General features: G+C 55.6%; 18 protein-coding genes, 1 other RNA gene and 1 pseudogene. 6 read left to right on the forward strand and 14 right to left on the reverse strand.

Going from position 1 to position 17,105, the window contains the following annotated elements; genetic code table 11:
- Positions 1-8: 8 nt before the first annotated feature.
- A complete protein-coding gene (locus tag OGV82_RS01330; protein WP_012133521.1) occupies positions 9-362 on the reverse strand; it encodes a DUF1428 domain-containing protein in 354 nt (117 codons plus the stop codon).
- A 79-nt stretch (positions 363-441) separates the two neighbouring features.
- On the reverse strand, positions 442-1,056 hold the full coding sequence (gene yczE, locus OGV82_RS01335) for a membrane protein YczE (RefSeq protein WP_101743908.1): 615 nt from the start codon (positions 1,054-1,056) through the stop codon (positions 442-444).
- Positions 1,057-1,142: 86 nt separating this feature from the next.
- Between yczE and yczR the strand changes: the two genes are divergently transcribed.
- Positions 1,143-2,570 (forward strand): MocR-like transcription factor YczR, encoded by a 1,428-nt coding sequence (gene yczR, locus OGV82_RS01340; protein ID WP_047458437.1) that lies wholly within the window; start codon positions 1,143-1,145, stop codon positions 2,568-2,570.
- A gap of 20 nt (positions 2,571-2,590) precedes the next feature.
- On the opposite strand, the gene OGV82_RS01345 is transcribed toward yczR, so the two are convergent.
- The 3 genes from OGV82_RS01345 to ffs all read right to left on the reverse strand — a co-directional run bounded on the left by OGV82_RS01345 (position 2,591) and on the right by ffs (position 3,344).
- Positions 2,591-2,806 (reverse strand): hypothetical protein, encoded by a 216-nt coding sequence (locus OGV82_RS01345; protein WP_012133524.1) that lies wholly within the window; start codon positions 2,804-2,806, stop codon positions 2,591-2,593.
- The gene (locus OGV82_RS01350; protein ID WP_012133525.1) at positions 2,803-3,054 is read right to left on the reverse strand and encodes a hypothetical protein; all 252 of its coding nucleotides are present in this window, start codon (positions 3,052-3,054) and stop codon (positions 2,803-2,805) included. Before OGV82_RS01350 ends, OGV82_RS01345 begins: the two co-directional genes overlap by 4 nt.
- A 193-nt stretch (positions 3,055-3,247) precedes the next feature.
- Positions 3,248-3,344, reverse strand: an RNA gene (ffs, locus tag OGV82_RS01355) — signal recognition particle sRNA small type.
- An 84-nt stretch (positions 3,345-3,428) separates the two neighbouring features.
- Here ffs and OGV82_RS01360 point away from each other — a divergent pair.
- Positions 3,429-3,818, forward strand: a pseudogene (locus OGV82_RS01360) (MGMT family protein).
- 35 nt (positions 3,819-3,853) lie between these two features.
- On the opposite strand, the gene OGV82_RS01365 reads toward OGV82_RS01360, so the two are convergent.
- Positions 3,854-4,423 (reverse strand): YbaY family lipoprotein, encoded by a 570-nt coding sequence (locus OGV82_RS01365; protein ID WP_047458441.1) that lies wholly within the window; start codon positions 4,421-4,423, stop codon positions 3,854-3,856.
- Between the two features lie 215 nt (positions 4,424-4,638).
- Between OGV82_RS01365 and tesB the strand changes: the two genes are divergently transcribed.
- A complete protein-coding gene (gene tesB, locus OGV82_RS01370) occupies positions 4,639-5,499 on the forward strand; it encodes an acyl-CoA thioesterase II (RefSeq protein ID WP_012133528.1) in 861 nt (286 codons plus the stop codon).
- Positions 5,500-5,547: 48 nt separating this feature from the next.
- Here tesB and amtB read toward each other — a convergent pair whose 3' ends face one another.
- The 5 genes from amtB to decR form a co-directional block, all read right to left on the reverse strand.
- Positions 5,548-6,834 carry an ammonium transporter AmtB gene (gene amtB, locus OGV82_RS01375; protein ID WP_024130590.1) on the reverse strand — a complete coding sequence of 429 codons (1,287 nt, stop codon included), beginning with the start codon at positions 6,832-6,834 and terminating at the stop codon, positions 5,548-5,550.
- A 31-nt stretch (positions 6,835-6,865) separates the two neighbouring features.
- Positions 6,866-7,204, reverse strand: coding sequence for a P-II family nitrogen regulator (glnK, locus tag OGV82_RS01380; protein ID WP_012133530.1), 339 nt, complete (start codon positions 7,202-7,204; stop codon positions 6,866-6,868).
- Positions 7,205-7,460: 256 nt separating this feature from the next.
- Complete coding sequence (locus OGV82_RS01385) at positions 7,461-9,239, reverse strand: SmdB family multidrug efflux ABC transporter permease/ATP-binding protein (RefSeq protein ID WP_101743909.1); 1,779 nt, start codon at positions 9,237-9,239, stop codon at positions 7,461-7,463.
- Positions 9,232-11,004, reverse strand: a complete 1,773-nt coding sequence (locus tag OGV82_RS01390) for a SmdA family multidrug ABC transporter permease/ATP-binding protein (RefSeq protein WP_024130591.1) — start codon at positions 11,002-11,004, stop codon at positions 9,232-9,234. Before OGV82_RS01390 ends, OGV82_RS01385 begins: the two co-directional genes overlap by 8 nt.
- A 44-nt stretch (positions 11,005-11,048) precedes the next feature.
- A complete protein-coding gene (gene decR, locus OGV82_RS01395; protein ID WP_012133534.1) occupies positions 11,049-11,507 on the reverse strand; it encodes a DNA-binding transcriptional regulator DecR in 459 nt (152 codons plus the stop codon).
- Between the two features lie 112 nt (positions 11,508-11,619).
- Here decR and OGV82_RS01400 point away from each other — a divergent pair, with 112 nt between their 5' ends.
- Positions 11,620-12,675, forward strand: a complete 1,056-nt coding sequence (locus OGV82_RS01400) for a PLP-dependent cysteine synthase family protein (protein ID WP_101743911.1) — start codon at positions 11,620-11,622, stop codon at positions 12,673-12,675.
- A 52-nt stretch (positions 12,676-12,727) separates the two neighbouring features.
- Here OGV82_RS01400 and cof read toward each other — a convergent pair whose 3' ends face one another.
- Positions 12,728-13,546 carry an HMP-PP phosphatase gene (cof, locus tag OGV82_RS01405; protein WP_101743912.1) on the reverse strand — a complete coding sequence of 273 codons (819 nt, stop codon included), beginning with the start codon at positions 13,544-13,546 and terminating at the stop codon, positions 12,728-12,730.
- A 100-nt stretch (positions 13,547-13,646) separates the two neighbouring features.
- On the opposite strand from cof, the gene OGV82_RS01410 reads away from it, so the two are divergent.
- Positions 13,647-15,383 (forward strand): SgrR family transcriptional regulator, encoded by a 1,737-nt coding sequence (locus OGV82_RS01410; protein ID WP_047458460.1) that lies wholly within the window; start codon positions 13,647-13,649, stop codon positions 15,381-15,383.
- Positions 15,384-15,410: 27 nt separating this feature from the next.
- On the forward strand, positions 15,411-16,106 hold the full coding sequence (gene queC / locus OGV82_RS01415) for a 7-cyano-7-deazaguanine synthase QueC (protein ID WP_047458463.1): 696 nt from the start codon (positions 15,411-15,413) through the stop codon (positions 16,104-16,106).
- Between the two features lie 108 nt (positions 16,107-16,214).
- On the opposite strand, the gene fadM is transcribed toward queC, so the two are convergent.
- Both fadM and OGV82_RS01425 read right to left on the reverse strand, forming a co-directional pair.
- Positions 16,215-16,613, reverse strand: coding sequence for a long-chain acyl-CoA thioesterase FadM (fadM, locus tag OGV82_RS01420; RefSeq protein WP_012133539.1), 399 nt, complete (start codon positions 16,611-16,613; stop codon positions 16,215-16,217).
- A 92-nt stretch (positions 16,614-16,705) separates the two neighbouring features.
- The gene (locus OGV82_RS01425; RefSeq protein WP_047458466.1) at positions 16,706-17,080 is read right to left on the reverse strand and encodes a helix-hairpin-helix domain-containing protein; all 375 of its coding nucleotides are present in this window, start codon (positions 17,078-17,080) and stop codon (positions 16,706-16,708) included.
- Positions 17,081-17,105 lie beyond the last annotated feature (25 nt).

Below are 17,105 nucleotides of genomic sequence, written 5' to 3' on the forward strand. Positions count from 1 at the left end.
CTGTCGCTTCAGTCATCCAGAATGGGAGAGAATCCGCCGTAAATCATGCGCTTGCCATCAAAAGGCATGGCATCGCCAAACTCTTTCATTCGTGGGTCTGACATCATTTTCTGATTCGCCGCGTCGCGAACCTCTTTCGAAGGGTATTCAATCCAGCTAAACACCACCTCTTCGTGATCTTCCGCTTTCACCGCCATGCGAAAGTCGGTCAATTTGCCGTCCGGCACATCATCAGCCCAACACTCAACGACGCGTAACGCCCCAAACTCTTTAAAGAGAGGAGCCGCTTTTGCCGCCATTTCCCGATACGCCTCCTTGTTTTCAGCAGGTACGGCAACCACAAAACCATCAACATACTTCATGAGAAAAACCTCCGAAGCGTACTGCGCGGCAAGCCAATTCTGGCCGCGTCAGTCGTTGTTAAGTCTAGTCGCCATCGCGTTACTCTGCTGTGGGCGAATGACGAGCCCGAATGCGTGCCCGGGGCTGATAGCGAAACCACGGCAAGCAGATCTGAATCAGCGGCCCGATAGCCAGCGCATACAATACCGTACCGACGCCCAGCGTCCCCCCCAGCAACCAGCCGCTCAGCAATACCGAAACTTCAATCGCCGTGCGGATGGCGCGTATCGACCAACCGGTGCGCGCGTGAATCCCGGTCATCAGGCCATCTCGCGGGCCTGCGCCGAAACCGGCCCCAATATACATGCTGGTCGCCAGCGCGTTGACCACTACAGCGGAGATCAACAGAACACTGCGGACAAGCAACGACTCAAAAGCGGGCAGTACGGCCAGAGCAACATCCGCCGCCAGCCCAATAACGATCACGTTGCTGATGGTGCCAAGGCCCGGGCGTTGACGCAGCGGTATCCACAGTAATAACACCAGCACGCCAACGGCAATAATCACCATGCCAATGTTCATTGACAGCAAATTCGCCACGCCAAGGTGGAAAACGTTCCACGGATCGGCCCCTAAGTCCGCACGCACAAACATTGCGGTCGATACGCCATAAAGAGCCAGACCGGTATACAGTTGAATCAGACGACGCAGCATTCTTCCATTCTCCCCGTTCAGATACCTTTCATCTTCACCGCAATTGGCACTATGATTAATGTCCAGTTTTAAAAAAGTGGACTGCTATGTCATCACGCCGCTATGGAAGCCAGTCTCTTCAGCGCCTGCTTGGGCACTGGCAGGAGACCCCCTCACGTACTCCTGTCTGGCGTCAGCTGGCGGAGGCCCTGCGTCTGCTGATTCTTGATGGCCGACTGGCGCTCGATAGCCGACTGCCCGGCGAACGCGAACTGGCCGCCGTATTGAAGATCAGCCGAACAACCGTCGCCAGCGCAATGGCGCAACTTCGGGAAGAAGGCTATCTGGAAAGCCGTCAGGGTAGCGGCTCGCGGGTGATCTTACCGGATGCCATCCACCCTGTGCCCACGCGCGGCGGAGCCAATATGGCATTGGATCTCTCTACCGCCGCGCTCAGCGCAGGCCCTGAAATTCACCAGGCTTACCAGCTGGCGCTTTGCGCAATGCCGCAGCATCTGCTGAGTTCCGGGTATCTGCCGCAAGGTCTGCTCTCTTTACGTGAATCTATCGCCCGGCACTATTGCGAGCGCGGCTTGCCAACCCGCCCTGATGAAATCATGGTGGTCAATGGCGCCGTGAGCGGGCTGGCGCTACTCCTGCGACTCCTGACGGGCCCGGGCGATCGCGTAGTGGTGGATCACCCGACCTACCCGCTCGCAATCGCCGCGATTCAGGGAGCCTCCTGTCGCCCCGTTGGCGTCTCATTGCCCGAACAGGGTTGGGACACCGCCGGTCTGATGGCGACCATTGCGCAGACCGCGCCGAGAATGGCTTATCTGATGCCGGATTTCCATAATCCCACCGGGCGCTGTATGGATGCCGCCACGCGGCAAGCGGTCGCGGATATTGCCGCCAGAACGCATACCACGCTGGTTGTGGACGAGACGATGGTTAATTTGTGGTACAACGCCCCGCCGCCGCCCCCACTCGCGCATTACAATGCCGACGCGCCGATTATTATGCTGGGATCGGCAGGAAAAAGTTTCTGGGGCGGGTTGCGTCTGGGGTGGGTTCGCGCCTCATCACGGACAATCGCCGCGCTGGTACAAACCCGGGATACGTTTGATTTAGGATCGCCGGTACTGGAGCAGTTAGCGACCGGCTGGCTGCTTGATAATGCCGCCAGCTTTCTTCCTGACAGACGGCAGTTGCTGTCCCAACGACGCGACCTGTGTTGTGAACTGATGCACGCGCATTTTCCTGAATGGCGCTTCAGGCAGCCGCAGGGCGGGCTCTCTTTTTGGGTGGAGTTACCCGACACGCTGGCCACGCTCTTTGCAACGCGCGCCGAAAGCGAAGGGATTCAACTGGGCACCGGTACGCGTTTTGGCCTCGCGGGTGCGTTTGATCGTTTCTTACGTATGCCGTTCACCCTGCCGGATGAAACACTGCGATCGGCTTTTCAGACATTACAGCCGATATGGGACAACCTGCGCTCACAAAACAGCGCAGGGAAAATACGCAAAATTATCTAATATGGCCTGTCATCGTCGTTTTATTGCTGGCGTGGGACGGGGAAACCTTTCAGGGAAATAATGAAGTTCTCGCCGTCTTTCTTTATTTTTGCCCCGGCATCGCACCAGTCGGAGGCAATACGAAAGAATTCATCACTACCAACATTCCAGTTAAGACGAACATGCTTCACATAGCCGGAACGCAGTAATTCGCAGGCTTCGCCATAATTACTGGCGATTGAGAGTTGTTGTTTCATTTTTTCTTCTTGAGTAATCTGCGTAATGCTTTGATTTCTTTAGGAGTAAGCGGCTCATCTACGGATTCTTCCGTATGCTGACTGTCGATATCACTCGCCGAGACTCCCGCCTCTTCTGCGGCCTCAAATGCAATCAGCAGCAGTTTTTCTGTGGTGATACTTAAGTTCTCATTATTTGCTTCGGCATAATGGCGAAGCTTCTCTTTTAACGTCTCATCGATTTTGACATTTAGTACAGCAGTAGCCATCGTAAAGAGTCCTTGTAAACAGGCAAAACACGTCGTGTGCGACACAGCTATCGTCACCGCGTGAATATCAGGGCACAAACTGATTAATAACGTCCCGATAACACTCTGCCAGCATTTGATGACAAAATAATGACGTTAATATGACAAGAGGAGGAAAATGAAGAGGTTGCCGGACGGCAGAATTGGGTGGGGGCCCTGCCAGCTACATCCCGGCACACACGTCATCTGCTCTGGCTGCTTCCTTCCGGACCTGACCTGGTAAACAGAGTAGCGTTGCGGGAGAACCAACAGAGCCCCCATTGAGAGCGTTGTTAACCAACGCGCAGGCGCATTATCACTGCTGGCCCCTGTAAATGCAACCCATCCAATATCGGATGCTGTTTTCTTGCGCAATGAGGCTTCACTCCCCGGCGATTCACGATTATGCTGGAAGATTATCGCAGGAATGAATGATGGACAGACAAGACACTTTCCCCCAACGCGTCTGGCAAATCGTGGCCTCAATCCCCGAAGGGTTTGTCACGACTTATGGCGACGTCGCCCGCCTCGCCGGTTCACCTCGCGCCGCGCGTCAGGTCGGCGGCGTATTAAAACGATTGCCGGAAGGCAGCACCCTCCCCTGGCATCGGGTCGTGAATCGTCATGGCGCCATCTCCCTGACCGGGCCAGACCTGCAACGCCAACGTCAGGCGTTACTGTCAGAAGGCGTGGTGGTCTCGGGGAGTGGGCAAATCGATATGCAACGATATCGCTGGATTTATTAACCCTCTCCGGCCGGAGAGGGTTGTCCTGTGAGAGCTTAGAACTGTGTCGGCGCCGGTACGGCGGAAGACGGGTTCACCTGCGTCGGTGACGTTGACGGTACGGTTGTCGCTGCACCGCCGCTGGCCTGAACAGGCACTGCCGTTTGCTGAACCGGCACCAGCGTCAGATCCGCTTTCGTGCCGCCCTGATTAATGACCGGCTGTACGGTATCGGTGATAAAGACCAGTTTGTCATTAATCGTCACGGCGGCGCTCAACAGAATCCGCGCATTTGGCTGGATGTCAGCCGGGTTAAACGGCAGTACAAAGCTAAATGGCGACTGTTTCCCCTCGGTGCGCACCGCCTTCTGCGATAGCACTTTCGACGGCGCATCCGCCAGTGAGGCATCAGACAGCGTCACGGTCAGTACGGCATCCGGTGGCAGGGCCACTTTCTGACGGATCCAGACGGTACCGGAGACATTAGGTTGCTGAATAGTTGACTGTGTAGCCACGCCAGAAGTATTTGGGTCAGGCGCAGGCGTCTGGATATCTGCGCTTCTGTCTGCGCAGGCTGCCAGAGCAACCGCAACCGCTAAACCACTTACCATGTGCACGAGTTTCATTAAATTCTCCTTATCATCAATGCATCAGCGGGAGGTGCTTTACCCGCCGGAAGAGTGGTTAACAAAGACATAACGTGACTAAGTGTGGCATATCTCACTTATTTTTGCCTGGAATTAGTCCGTAATTCAGACTATTGCACCCATCGGACCACTTTCAAAATTGCGTTATACTCTGCCTACCTCGCTTCGGCGCCGTTGTTACCTGGAGAGCACGTATGAGTCAGGCACTGAATAATTTGCTGTCATTGTTAGATCTGGAAAAAATTGAAGAAGGACTCTTTCGGGGCCAAAGTGAAGACTTAGGATTACGTCAGGTTTTTGGTGGTCAGGTGGTCGGTCAGGCGCTGTATGCCGCCAAAGAGACCGTACCTGAACAACGTCTGGTTCACTCTTTTCACAGCTACTTTCTGCGCCCCGGCGATAGCCTGAAGCCCATTATTTACGATGTGGAAGTTCTGCGCGACGGCAACAGTTTCAGCGCGCGTCGCGTCGCCGCCATCCAGAACGGGAAACCTATTTTCTATATGACAGCCTCCTTCCAGGCGCCGGAAGAGGGATTTGAGCATCAGAAAACCATGCCGGACGCCCCTGCGCCGGAAACGCTGCAATCGGAGACGGAGATCGCCCGTTCATTGGCGCATCTGCTGCCGCCCGTGCTGAAAGAAAAATTTATCAGCGACCGCCCGCTGGAGATCCGCCCGGTGGAGTTCCACAACCCGTTAAAAGGCCACGTTGCGAACCCGACGCGCCAGGTCTGGATCCGCGCCAACGGTACGATACCGGATGATATCCGCATTCATCAGTATCTGCTGGGTTATGCTTCCGATCTGAATTTCCTGCCCGTCGCGCTGCAACCCTACGGCATCGGCTTCCTGGAAAAAGGTCTGCAAATTGCCACGATCGACCATTCAATGTGGTTCCATCGCCCTTTCAACATGAACGAATGGTTGCTGTACAGCGTAGAGAGCACCTCGGCTTCCAGCGCCCGTGGTTTTGTTCGTGGGGAGTTTTACACGCGGGATGGCGTAATGGTCGCGTCGACCGTTCAGGAAGGCGTGATGCGCAATCGCAATTGAAAATGGCCGAATGGCGACGCAAAAGCGTCGCCTCCGGCCTGTTGATGATCAGGCGTTATACGCATTCTCGCCGTGGCTGTTGACGTCCAGACCTTCGCGCTCCTGCTCTTCCGGTACGCGCAGCCCAACGGTGATATCCGCCAGTTTGTAGCCGATAAACGCCACTACGCCAGACCAGACGATGGTGATAGCGATACTCTCCAGCTGCACCAGCAGCTGATGCCCCATCGTCACGCCTTCGGCAAACCCTACACCGCCGAGGGTGGTGGACGCAAAGATCCCGGTCAGGATACACCCAACGATGCCGCAAACGCCGTGGATGCCAAACACATCACAAGGATCGTCCACACGCAGCAGACGTTTAAGCATCGTCACGCCCCACAGACCCGCCAGCCCCGCAACGACACCGAGAATCAACGCGCCGCCGACGCCAATGTAACCACAGGCTGGCGTTATGCCGACCAGTCCCGCGATAGCGCCGGAGCAGGCGCCCAGCAGAGACGGTTTACCGCGCAGCGCCCACTCGCCGAAAATCCACCCCAGAATAGCGGCAGCCGTTGCCACCACGGTGTTAACAAAGGCCAGTGCAGCAATCTCGTTCGCCATGCCCGCCGACCCGGCGTTAAAGCCAAACCAGCCGATATAGAGGATCGCGGTGCCGGTGAAAACCATCGGCAGGTTATGGGGTTTGAACGCCTCTTTACCAAAGCCGACGCGTTTGCCAATCAGATAAGCCCCCACCAGACCAGCAATCGCCGCATTGATATGCACGACCGTACCGCCCGCAAAATCCAGCGCGCCGTGAGAAGCCAGCAAACCGCCGCCCCAGACCATATGCGCAATCGGGATATAGGAGAGCGTCAGCCACACCACCACGAAAATCAGTACCGCAGAGAAGCGGATACGTTCAGCCAGCGCCCCTACGATCAGCCCGACGGTAATGCAGGCGAAAGAGCCCTGGAAAGCAACGTGAATATACTGGTAGAAACTGCCCATCACTGCCGTGAGTTCAATATTTTTCAGCATCACCCAGTTGAAGTCGCCAAAGAAGTTGTTCCCCTCGCCAAAGGCCAGCGAATAGCCGTAAACAACCCACAAAATACAGACCAGCGCGAAGGTGACGGCAACCTGCGTCAACATCGACAGCACGTTCTTTCCACGGATCAATCCGCCATAGAACAGAGCAATGCCCGGAATGGTCATGAACAGCACCAGCGCGGTGCAAATCATCATAAAGGCATTGTCGGCTTTATCCACAACCGCCGGAGCCGCCATTGCCAGACCTGGAAGCAAAGCCAGTGAAGCAAGGCCAGTTTTCATCGTTGCTATCTTCATCTTTTCGTTCCCTATCACTGTGTGCCAGGAGTTACAGTGCCGCTTCGTCGGCTTCGCCGGTACGAATACGAATGACACGTTGCAGCTCAGCGACAAAAATTTTGCCGTCGCCAATTTTTCCGGTGTAGGCCGCCTTGCTGATGACCTCAATGACTTCATCAAGCTGGTCGTCGGCAATCGCCACATCAATCTTCACTTTGGGCAGGAAGTTGACGCTGTATTCCGCACCGCGGTACAGCTCGGCATGACCTTTCTGACGCCCGAAGCCTTTCACTTCGGTGACTGTCAGCCCTTGAATACCAATCGAAGACAGTGCTTCACGGACGTCTTCCAGTTTGAACGGTTTGATTACCACGGTAACCAGCTTCATAGATCCCCTCCTGTCAGAATTCGATAATGTCTGCCGCTTCACGACAGGGATATTGCAAGGGGTGTGCCAGAAATGAAAAACGCGGGATAATTCAGGCTTGTAGGGTGCGGCTGGGGAAGGAAAAGAAAAAACGCACTATAACGGTGCATGGTACGTTACATTTTTGCACCAGATTGTTGATTGCCGGATGGCGGCGTAAGCACCTTATTCGGCCTACAAGAGCGCATTGTCCGTAGGCCTGATAAGCGCAGCGCCATCAGGCGCTGAGCGATTCCTCACGCGCGCTGGCCGCCAGCTCTTCACCGGCAAGCTGTAGTTGGTACATCTGCCAGTAACGCCCTTGCGCTTCGAGCAGTTGTTGATGCGTACCGCGCTCGACCGCCTGCCCGCGATGCAGCACCAGAATGGTGTCCGCATCAACAATGGTTGACAGGCGATGTGCAATCACCACCAGCGTGGTGTGTTCACGCACTGCCGCCAGCGCTTGCTGAATCGCCTGCTCAGTACCGGAGTCAATGCTGGCGGTGGCTTCATCCAGAATCAGAACCTGCGGCGTATCAACCAGCACCCGCGCCAGCGCCAGCAGCTGTTTCTGCCCGACGGACAGATTATTGCCCTGCTCGCCCAGCCGGGTGTGGATACCCTCGCTCAGACTACGCGCCAGCTCCGCCAGTTGCACGGTTTCCAGCGCCTGCCAGACCTGTTCCTCAGAAATATCGCGCCCCAGCGTGACGTTTGCCAGGAACGTATCCGCCATCACCACCGGGTCCTGCTGCACCATCGCGACTCCCTGACGTAAAACCCCGTGGCTCAACGTTGACAGCGAACGGTCGTCAAGGCGAATGTCTCCCTGTGTAAGCGGGTAATACCCCATCAGCAGGCTGGCGAGGGTACTCTTGCCGCTGCCGGTATGCCCGACCAGCGCCACAAAGCTGCGCGACGGAACGGAGAGCGTAATGTTTTGCAGCACCAGATTGTCGTCACGGTAGGCGAAGGAGACATCATCAACGTCAATCCTGCCCGACTGCAACGGGCACTCATCCCGACCATAATCCTGGCGTGGGCCGTCCATCAGTTCGAATACGCGCTCCCCCGCCACCGCAGCCTGTTGCAACATCGACTGTTGGGTCGTCAGTTCAATCAATGGCTCGTTCAGACGCCCCAGATAGCTGATAAAGGCGTACAACACCCCGACTTCAATGGTGCCGCGCGAGGTAAAGCTAAACAGCATCAGTAATCCGCAGAGGATCAGCGCGGAGAAAAGGCTGAGCAGCGGGCGCAATAAAAAGCCGTCCAGTCGCAGGGTCTGCATCCGCGCCATATAGTGCGAGCGGCTGGCCTCCCCCATTCTCTCGCCGAACCGCGCCTGCTGGCGGAACTGCTGAATAACGCTCATGCCGTTAATGACCTCATTGAAGCCATCATTGATGTCCGCCAGATATGCCCGCACGCGGCGCACAATCGGCGTGCTATAGCGCTGGTAAATCACCATCACCACCAGCACCGCCGGGAAAATCGCCATCGCGACCAGCGCCATCCGCCAGTCGAGGCTGAACATGGCGACCAGCATCGCGCCAATTAACGCCGCGCTACGCAGCACCGTCGCCACGACCGTAACGTAAAGGTCGCGGATGACTTCCGTATCATTGGTCACGCGAGAGATCAGTTGCCCCACCGGCTGCGTGTCAAAGGCGCTCAGTGGCTGGCGCAAAGCGGCATCCATCACATCGGTACGCAGTTGTTGCACTACGCCGACGGCCGCCTGATTAAACAACAGCGACTGCGCATAATGCAGCCCCGCCGCCAGAAACTGTAAGCCAATGTACGCCGCCACCAGCCCCGCGACCATGCCCAGCGGCAGGTGGCTCTTCGCGACCATATTGTCGATAAAATAGCTGATAAGTAACGGGCCGCTGACTTCCGCCGCCGCCGCGATCCACAGCATCACCACGGCGATGGCAAGCGGTTTACGCCACGGCGAACCATACGCCAGCAGCCTTTTCAGGGTCGGCCATAACTGTCCAAAACTACGCATCTGCCGTCTCCTCGTTGATTTCAGGAGCGTCAGTCAGCGCCGCCTCCAGTTGCTGATAGCGATACATATCGCGATACCAGCCCGTTTGCAGCACTAATTCATCGTGATCGCCACGCTGGGCGATATGGCCATGCTGCATCACGATAATCTCGTTGGCTTCCGTCAGAGCGGATAAGCGGTGCGCGCTAATAATCACGGTGCGCCCCTCTCCCCACTGGCGTAAATTATGCAGAATCTGGTGTTCGGTACGGCCATCCACCGCCGACAGCGCATCATCCAGAATCAGGATTTCCGCATTGAGCAGTAACGCGCGCGCAATAGAAATGCGCTGTTTTTGCCCGCCAGATAGCATGACGCCGCGTTCGCCCACTTCGGTGTCATATCCTTGAGGCAGACGCAAAATATCCTCATGCACGCTGGCCAGCCGCGCCACCTGTTCAATCTCTTCCTGCGTCGCGTTTGGGCGCCCCAGCGCGATGTTATTGCCGACCGTGTCGGAGAACAGGAACGGCGTCTGGCTGACGACCGCCAGGCGACTGCGCCAGCTATCAAGCTGCAAGCGCGTCAGCGGAATATCATGAAAACGGATATCCCCCTGCGTAATATCGAAATGGCGCTGAATAAGCGAAAGAAGAGTGCTTTTCCCCGCGCCCGTCGGCCCGCAGATCCCCAGCATCTGCCCTGGCTCAAGCTGGAATTGCACATTTTCCAGCGCCGGATGCGCGGTTTGCGGGTAGCTGAATTCACGAATGGAGACCGTCAGCGCTCCCCGCCCTTCCGGCACCGCCTCCGTTCCGTCGTTGACGACCGGCGCTTCCGCCAGCATCGCGCGGATACGGCTGTACGCTGCGCTACCGCGTTCCACAATGTTAAACATCCAGGCCAGCGCTAACATAGGCCAGATCATCAGCCCGAGGTACATCATAAAGCTGGTCAGTTCCCCAAGCGTCAGCGTACCGTGCACTACCATCCAGCTTCCGCCGCCGATGGCAAGCAGATTAGCCATGCCGATGGCAATATAAATCGTGGGATCAAAACGGGCGTCGATACGTGCTACCCGCATATTTTTCTTCCCGGTATCTTCCGCGTCCGCCGCAAACAGCGACGACTGTCGATCTTCAAGGCCAAAAGCTTTGATCATGCGAATGCTGGTCAGGCTCTCCTGGGTACGATCGTTCAGACTGGAAAACGCCGCCTGCGCCAGTTTGAAGCGGTTATGCAGACGGTCGCCGTAGCGCTTGATCATCAGCGCCATAATCGGCATAGGCAGCAGCGCGAACAGCGTCAGTTGCCAACTGAGCTGCGTTGACATCACGATCAGCACGGCGCAGCCCATCACCAGCGAATCCACCAGCGTGAGCACTCCTTCCCCGGCGGCAAAGACGACACGATCGACGTCGTTAGTCGCGCGCGCCATTAAGTCGCCGGTGCGGTGTCGCAGATAAAATTCCGGGTGCTGACGACTGAGCTGGCGGTAGTAATCTTCACGCAGCTCAACCGCCAGTTGATAAGAGGCGCCGAACAGCAGCACGCGCCAGACATAACGCAACAAATAGACGATTACCGCAATCATGGCCATCGTGCCCACCCACATCAATACCTGACCGGTAGTGAAATGTTGCGCAGTGACGCCATCCACAACGATCCCGACCACTTTGGGCGGGATCAGCTGAAGGACAGCGATAATGATAAGCAAGGCCACGGCGCCGAGATAGCGACGCCACTCCCGACGGAAGTACCAGCTTAATTGAGCAAATAATCGCACGCGTTATATCCTGACATGATTTCCGGCAATATTTTCCGGGAGAATTATTCAATAGGCAGAGCGGTTGTGTACTTAATCTGTTCCATCGCAAAGCTCGACGTTACGTCTGACAATCCCGGAACACTGTTCACCAGACGTTTGTAGAAGTCGTCATAACGCTTCATATCTGCTACCTGAACCCGCATCAGATAGTCGTATTCCCCGGCCATACGCCAGAACCCCAGCACTTCCGGCATTTCGGTGACCACCGTCACGAAGCGGCTGTACCATTCACTGCTGTGATGCTGGGTTTTGATCAGTACGAACGCCGTTAACCCCAGACCCAATTTCTCTGGGTCCAGCAGCGCGACTTTACCGAGGAGAATGCCGTCGTCTTCCAGACGTTTCAGCCGTTTCCAGCAGGGTGTGGTGGTCAGATTAACGGCATCGGCCAGCGCCTGCAAAGAGAGGGTGCAGTCCTGCTGCAACAAAAGCAGCAGCTTACGGTCAATTTTATCTAACATACCCACCCCACAGAGAAGATTTTTCTCCTTACATTCTATTTTAAAGGTGAAATGGCAACAATTTTTTCCGTGCTTTTCGCTAATCTGGGCACAAAATGACAAATGGAAATTAATGATGAATAGCACCTGGGTTAAAAACGCCATTAATGAAATTAACGCTGACTATCAGCGTTCAGCCGACACGCATCTGATCCGGTTGTCGCTACCGGCGTTTCCGGGCATCCAGATCTACCTGAAGGATGAAAGCACCCATCCGACCGGCAGCCTGAAGCACCGTCTGGCGCGTTCATTGTTCCTGTATGGGTTGTGTAACGGCTGGATTAAAGAAAACACAACCATTATTGAATCCTCCTCCGGTTCAACGGCGGTTTCCGAAGCCTGGTTCGCCCGACTGCTCGGCCTGCCGTTTATCGCGGTAATGCCTTCCTGCACGGCAAAACGCAAAATCGAACAAATTGCGTTTTATGGCGGTCGCTGCCACTTTGTCGAAAGCGCCTGCGAGATTTACGCCGCCTCTGAGCAGCTGGCGCACGAGCTGAACGGTCACTATATGGATCAGTTCACCTATGCCGAACGCGCCACCGACTGGCGCGGCAATAATAATATCGCCGACAGTATTTTCCATCAGATGCAGCGTGAACCGAATCCGGTGCCGAAGCATATCGTGATGAGCGCGGGGACGGGCGGCACGTCAGCGACAATTGGCCGCTATATTCGCTGTCATGGGTATGACACGCGCCTGATGGTGGTTGACCCGGAAAACTCGGTCTTCCTGCCCTACTGGCAGAATCGCGACGCTACATTGCGCAGCCCGGTGGGCAGCAAAATTGAAGGGATTGGCCGCCCGCGCGTGGAACCTTCCTTCATCCCGGATGTGGTGGACGAAATGCTGCGCGTACCTGACGCCGCCAGCGTCGCGACCGCGCACTGGCTGGAAACGCAGCTGGGCCGTAAAGTGGGCGCCTCCACCGGTACTAATATGTGGGGAACGTTGCAGATTGCGGCCAGAATGCGCGATGCCGGAGAGACCGGTTCTCTCGTCACGCTGCTGTGTGACAGCGGCGAACGCTATCTCGACACCTATTACAATCCCCAGTGGGTTAACGATCACATTGGCGATTTAGCGCCGTGGCAGGCGGAAATTGCCCAACTGCTGAACGTCCGTTAAGCGGCATAAAAAAAGCCAGGCTTTACGGGCCTGGCTTGCTGGAAAGGATCGCTCATTCGGGGGAATAAGGTAGATGCGGATTATCCAGCCAATGCGTTAAAAAGTGAGAGACCGCCTGATTACGACAATGGCCAATCACTGAAAGATGCGGCAGTTCAGCGATCAGTTGCGGCATCGCGTTGCCCATAATCAAACCACGTCCCACGCTCTCCAGCATTTCGCGATCGTTCATCGCATCGCCAAACGCCATGCATTCCGTCAGCGACAGCCCCAAATGGTCGCTTAATACCGCCAGCGCGGAACCTTTATTACAGCCGAGCGGCAGCACTTCCAGACAATCCACAGCGGAAAAGCAGAGATTCGCCCGCTCGCCCAGCGCCTCATTCAGTTGAATACGCAGCCGGATCAGATCGTCGTGATCGCCACAGAAACAGATCTTAGTGACCTGGTGGGCCGGGATACGTTTGACATCCACGATCTGATAGTGGAACCCGCTGTAGACATGCGCCTGTAATAGCGCGGGGATCGCGCTCCCCGTAAACCAGCCGTTATCGTTGAATACGTGCATACTGGCCCGGGTATCCCACGCCTGGTGCAATACGCGATCCGCAATGGCGGGGTCCAGATCCTGGCGATGCAGCATATCGCCTTCCTGCGAGTGAATGCGCGTCCCGTTGCCTGTTATCAAAAACGCATCCATTGAGATGGACCCCAGAATATGCCGCATTTCCAGCACATGCCGACCGGTCGCAAACGTTAAAGTGATATCGCGTTCACGCAGGCGCGCCAGCGTTGCAAGGGTCTCATGACCCAGATGGTGGTTTGGCATCAAAAGCGTGCCATCCATATCAAATGCAGCCAGACGAGCCATCTATTTCTCCACACTGTGACGCAATTAACTTGTGATTGAGTATCACCTGAGATATACGGAAGTAATAGTGAATAGATAAAATGAATTGTTCCGGGTTTCAATGAGACTTCTCAACCGTTTAAAACAATATCAACGTCTCTGGCAGCCCTCGGCTGGAGAACCTCAGTCGGTCACCGTTGGGGAACTGGCGGAGCGCTGTTTTTGTAGCGAACGCCACGTCCGTACGCTACTACGTCAGGCGCAGGAAGCCGGCTGGTTAACATGGGAGGCGCAATCCGGGCGGGGTAAGCGCGGTAAACTGCAATTTCTGGTCACGCCGGAGTCACTGCGCAATACCATGATGGAGCAAGCGCTGGAAAAAGGTCAGCAGCTTAATGTGCTGGAGCTGGCACAGCTGGCGCCAGGCGAACTGCGTACCATGCTGCAACCGTTTATGGGCGGTCAGTGGCAAAACGACACGCCGACCCTGCGTATTCCCTACTATCGTCCGCTGGACCCGTTGCATCCGGGATTTCTGCCCGGTCGCGCAGAACAGCATCTTGCGGGACAAATTTTCTCCGGCCTCACCCGCTTTGACAACGCCAGCCAGCGTCCCTGTGGGGATTTAGCACATCACTGGGATATCTCCGCCGACGGTATGCGCTGGGATTTTTATATTCGCTCTACCCTGCACTGGCATAATGGCGATACGGTAGAAACTGCGCAACTGCACGCGCGCCTGCTGATGCTGCTTGACCTGCCAGCCCTCAATAAATTGTTTATCAGCGTCAAGCGTATTGAAGTCACCCATCCGCAATGCCTGACGTTCATTCTCCATCGCCCTGATTACTGGCTGGCGCACCGTCTGGCAAGCTACTGTAGCCACCTGGCGCACCCGCATCAGCCGCTGTCAGGCACCGGACCTTTTCGGCTGACGTTATTTACGCCGGAGCTGGTACGCCTGGAAAGCCACGACAATTATCATCTTTGCCACCCGCTGCTAAAGGCGATTGAATACTGGATCACGCCTCAGCTTTTTGACCAGGATTTAGGCACCAGCTGCCGCCATCCGGTACAGATCGCCATCGGCAACCCTGAGGAGCTGGCCTCACTTAGCCAGGTGAGCAGCGGTATTAGCCTGGGATTTTGCTACCTGACGCTTAAAAAAGGCTCGAAACTCAGCCTGCAACAGGCGCGTCGCCTGGTAGACATCATTCATCATACGTCGTTATTACAGACGCTGCCGGTAGATGAAAATCTGATCACGCCCAGCAACGCGCTGCTGCCAGGCTGGGTAATGCCGAAATGGAAGGGGCTGGAATCCGTTGAATTACCGAAAAAACTGACGCTGGTTTACCACCTTCCCGTTGAGTTGCACACCATGGCGGAGCAACTCCAGCAATATCTGGCAACGCTCGGCTGTGAATTAACGTTGATTTTCCACAACGCGAAAAACTGGGATAACTGCCCTTCGCTGGCAAAAGCGGATCTCATGATGGGCGACAGGCTGATTGGCGAAGCGCCGGAATATACGCTTGAGCAGTGGCTACGCTGCGATCAACTCTGGCCGCATGTGCTGGATGCCCCTGCTTTCGCCCATCTTCAGGCCACGCTGGATGCCTTACAAACGCAGCCCGGTGAAGACGACCGCTATACTGCGTTACAACAGGTATTCACGAGTCTGATGAATGACGCCACGCTTACGCCGCTTTTTAACTATCACTACCGTATTAGCGCGCCGCCGGGCGTCAATGGCGTTCAACTCAATCCACGCGGCTGGTTTGAGTTTGAGAAAGCATGGCTTCCGCCGCCGCGCGGTGAAGAAGCTGGTCGCGGCCATCCACAGGCGCTACCATAGCGTTTTTCGTTTTTGTCAGGATAAGTTATGAAACGTGCCGTCGTTGTATTCAGTGGAGGCCAGGACTCCACAACCTGTCTGGCGCAAGCGCTGCATCAGTATGATGAAGTGCACTGCGTCACCTTTGATTATGGTCAGCGTCATCGCGCTGAGATTGATGTCGCACGTAATCTGGCCTTAAAACTCGGCGCGCGTGCGCATAAGGTGCTGGACGTAACGCTGCTGAGCGAACTGGCGGTCAGTAGCCTGACGCGCGATAACATTCCCGTACCGGACTATGAACCGGATGCCGACGGTATTCCGAATACGTTTGTCCCTGGGCGTAATATTCTGTTTCTGACTCTGGCGGCGATTTATGCCTATCAGGTGAAAGCCGAAGCGGTGATCACCGGCGTTTGCGAGACGGATTTCTCCGGCTACCCGGACTGCCGCGATGAGTTTGTCAAAGCGCTGAATCATGCCGTCACCCTGGGTATGGCGAAGGATATTCGCTTTGAAACCCCGCTGATGTGGATTGATAAAGCCGAAACCTGGGCACTCGCCGATTACTGGGGCAAGCTGGATCTGGTGCGCGAAGAGACGCTGACCTGTTATAACGGCATCAAAGGTGACGGTTGCGGGCAGTGCGCCGCCTGTAATCTGCGCGCCAACGGCCTGAAGCATTATCTGACGGATAAACCGGCAGTGATGGCGGCAATGAAGCAGAAAACAGGGTTAAAGTGATCGTTTTGCCGGATGGCGGTGCACGCACCTTATCCGGCCTGGCGACATTCACCGTGGTCAATGTCGCCCGTAGGCCTGATAAGCGAAGCGCCATCAGGCAACTTTCCGTTACTTCACCATCTGCTCCAGTTTCTCGCGTAACTCACCTTCCAGCGGCAATGCTTTCTGCGTTTTCAAATCAATACAGACAAAAGTAATCTGCGCGTCCACCACAACCTGCCCTTCCGGCTCAAGCGTAATGACCTGGCTTAAAATGCCGCTCTTCCCGTTTAACTGCTGCACCTGACTGGTGACGGTCAGCAGATCGCTCAGCACGGCGGGGCGACGGTAGTTAATATTAATATTCACCACCACAAAAGCGATGTTGCGGGCCGTCATCCATTGAAAGCTGTCACTGTTTTCCAGCCCATCCCAGCGTGCTTCTTCAAGAAACTCAAGATAGCGGGCATTATTAACGTGCTGATAAACATCAAGGTGATAACCACGGACTTTGATTTGTGTTTGCATAGCGCAATAACCTTACGTTGTTGTTATAGGAACAGAGGCCATAACTGGTATGACCTCATTATCCTGGCAAACTTTTGCCACAGTGCAAGTTATTACAGCGTCAACACCGCCAGATTGCGTTCCACCAGCGAACTCCCCATCCCCGGAACCTGCTTTAAATCATCCACCGTTTTAAACGGCCCATACTCTTCCCGATAGTTGACTATCGCCTGCGCTTTTTTCAGCCCGACGCCATTCATCACCCGCGCCAGATCTTCCGCTGAAGCCGTGTTGATACTGACCCTCGCGCCTTCATCATCGCTGGCCTTTGCAGGCACGGAGGCTTTAGTCTGCGTGGACGCAGACGAATCCGCCTTTGTTTGTACCGCCTGATTTTTCTCTACCGTTCCGGCAGCCAGCGCGTTGTGCGTCATGCCTGCGCAGGCCAGAGTCATCGTGACCAGCAGTGCGTTGATTCCATGTTTCATACTGTTTTCTCCTTGTGTGTTAACA

Source organism: Citrobacter sp. CK191 (assembly GCF_030333435.1).
Classification (GTDB): domain Bacteria; phylum Pseudomonadota; class Gammaproteobacteria; order Enterobacterales; family Enterobacteriaceae; genus Citrobacter_B; species Citrobacter_B koseri.

Excerpts from the sequence above, each read along its gene's own strand:
- OGV82_RS01330 (WP_012133521.1), bottom strand. The coding sequence starts at position 362 with ATGAAGTATGTTGATGGTTTTGTGGTTGCCGTACCTGCTGAAAACAAG.
- yczE (WP_101743908.1), bottom strand. The coding sequence starts at position 1,056 with ATGCTGCGTCGTCTGATTCAACTGTATACCGGTCTGGCTCTTTATGGC.
- yczR (WP_047458437.1), top strand. The coding sequence starts at position 1,143 with ATGTCATCACGCCGCTATGGAAGCCAGTCTCTTCAGCGCCTGCTTGGG.
- OGV82_RS01345 (WP_012133524.1), bottom strand. The coding sequence starts at position 2,806 with ATGAAACAACAACTCTCAATCGCCAGTAATTATGGCGAAGCCTGCGAA.
- OGV82_RS01350 (WP_012133525.1), bottom strand. The coding sequence starts at position 3,054 with ATGGCTACTGCTGTACTAAATGTCAAAATCGATGAGACGTTAAAAGAG.
- OGV82_RS01365 (WP_047458441.1), bottom strand. The coding sequence starts at position 4,423 with ATGAAACTCGTGCACATGGTAAGTGGTTTAGCGGTTGCGGTTGCTCTG.
- tesB (WP_012133528.1), top strand. The coding sequence starts at position 4,639 with ATGAGTCAGGCACTGAATAATTTGCTGTCATTGTTAGATCTGGAAAAA.
- amtB (WP_024130590.1), bottom strand. The coding sequence starts at position 6,834 with ATGAAGATAGCAACGATGAAAACTGGCCTTGCTTCACTGGCTTTGCTT.
- glnK (WP_012133530.1), bottom strand. The coding sequence starts at position 7,204 with ATGAAGCTGGTTACCGTGGTAATCAAACCGTTCAAACTGGAAGACGTC.
- OGV82_RS01385 (WP_101743909.1), bottom strand. The coding sequence starts at position 9,239 with ATGCGTAGTTTTGGACAGTTATGGCCGACCCTGAAAAGGCTGCTGGCG.
- decR (WP_012133534.1), bottom strand. The coding sequence starts at position 11,507 with ATGTTAGATAAAATTGACCGTAAGCTGCTGCTTTTGTTGCAGCAGGAC.
- OGV82_RS01400 (WP_101743911.1), top strand. The coding sequence starts at position 11,620 with ATGATGAATAGCACCTGGGTTAAAAACGCCATTAATGAAATTAACGCT.
- cof (WP_101743912.1), bottom strand. The coding sequence starts at position 13,546 with ATGGCTCGTCTGGCTGCATTTGATATGGATGGCACGCTTTTGATGCCA.
- OGV82_RS01410 (WP_047458460.1), top strand. The coding sequence starts at position 13,647 with ATGAGACTTCTCAACCGTTTAAAACAATATCAACGTCTCTGGCAGCCC.
- queC (WP_047458463.1), top strand. The coding sequence starts at position 15,411 with ATGAAACGTGCCGTCGTTGTATTCAGTGGAGGCCAGGACTCCACAACC.
- fadM (WP_012133539.1), bottom strand. The coding sequence starts at position 16,613 with ATGCAAACACAAATCAAAGTCCGTGGTTATCACCTTGATGTTTATCAG.
- OGV82_RS01425 (WP_047458466.1), bottom strand. The coding sequence starts at position 17,080 with ATGAAACATGGAATCAACGCACTGCTGGTCACGATGACTCTGGCCTGC.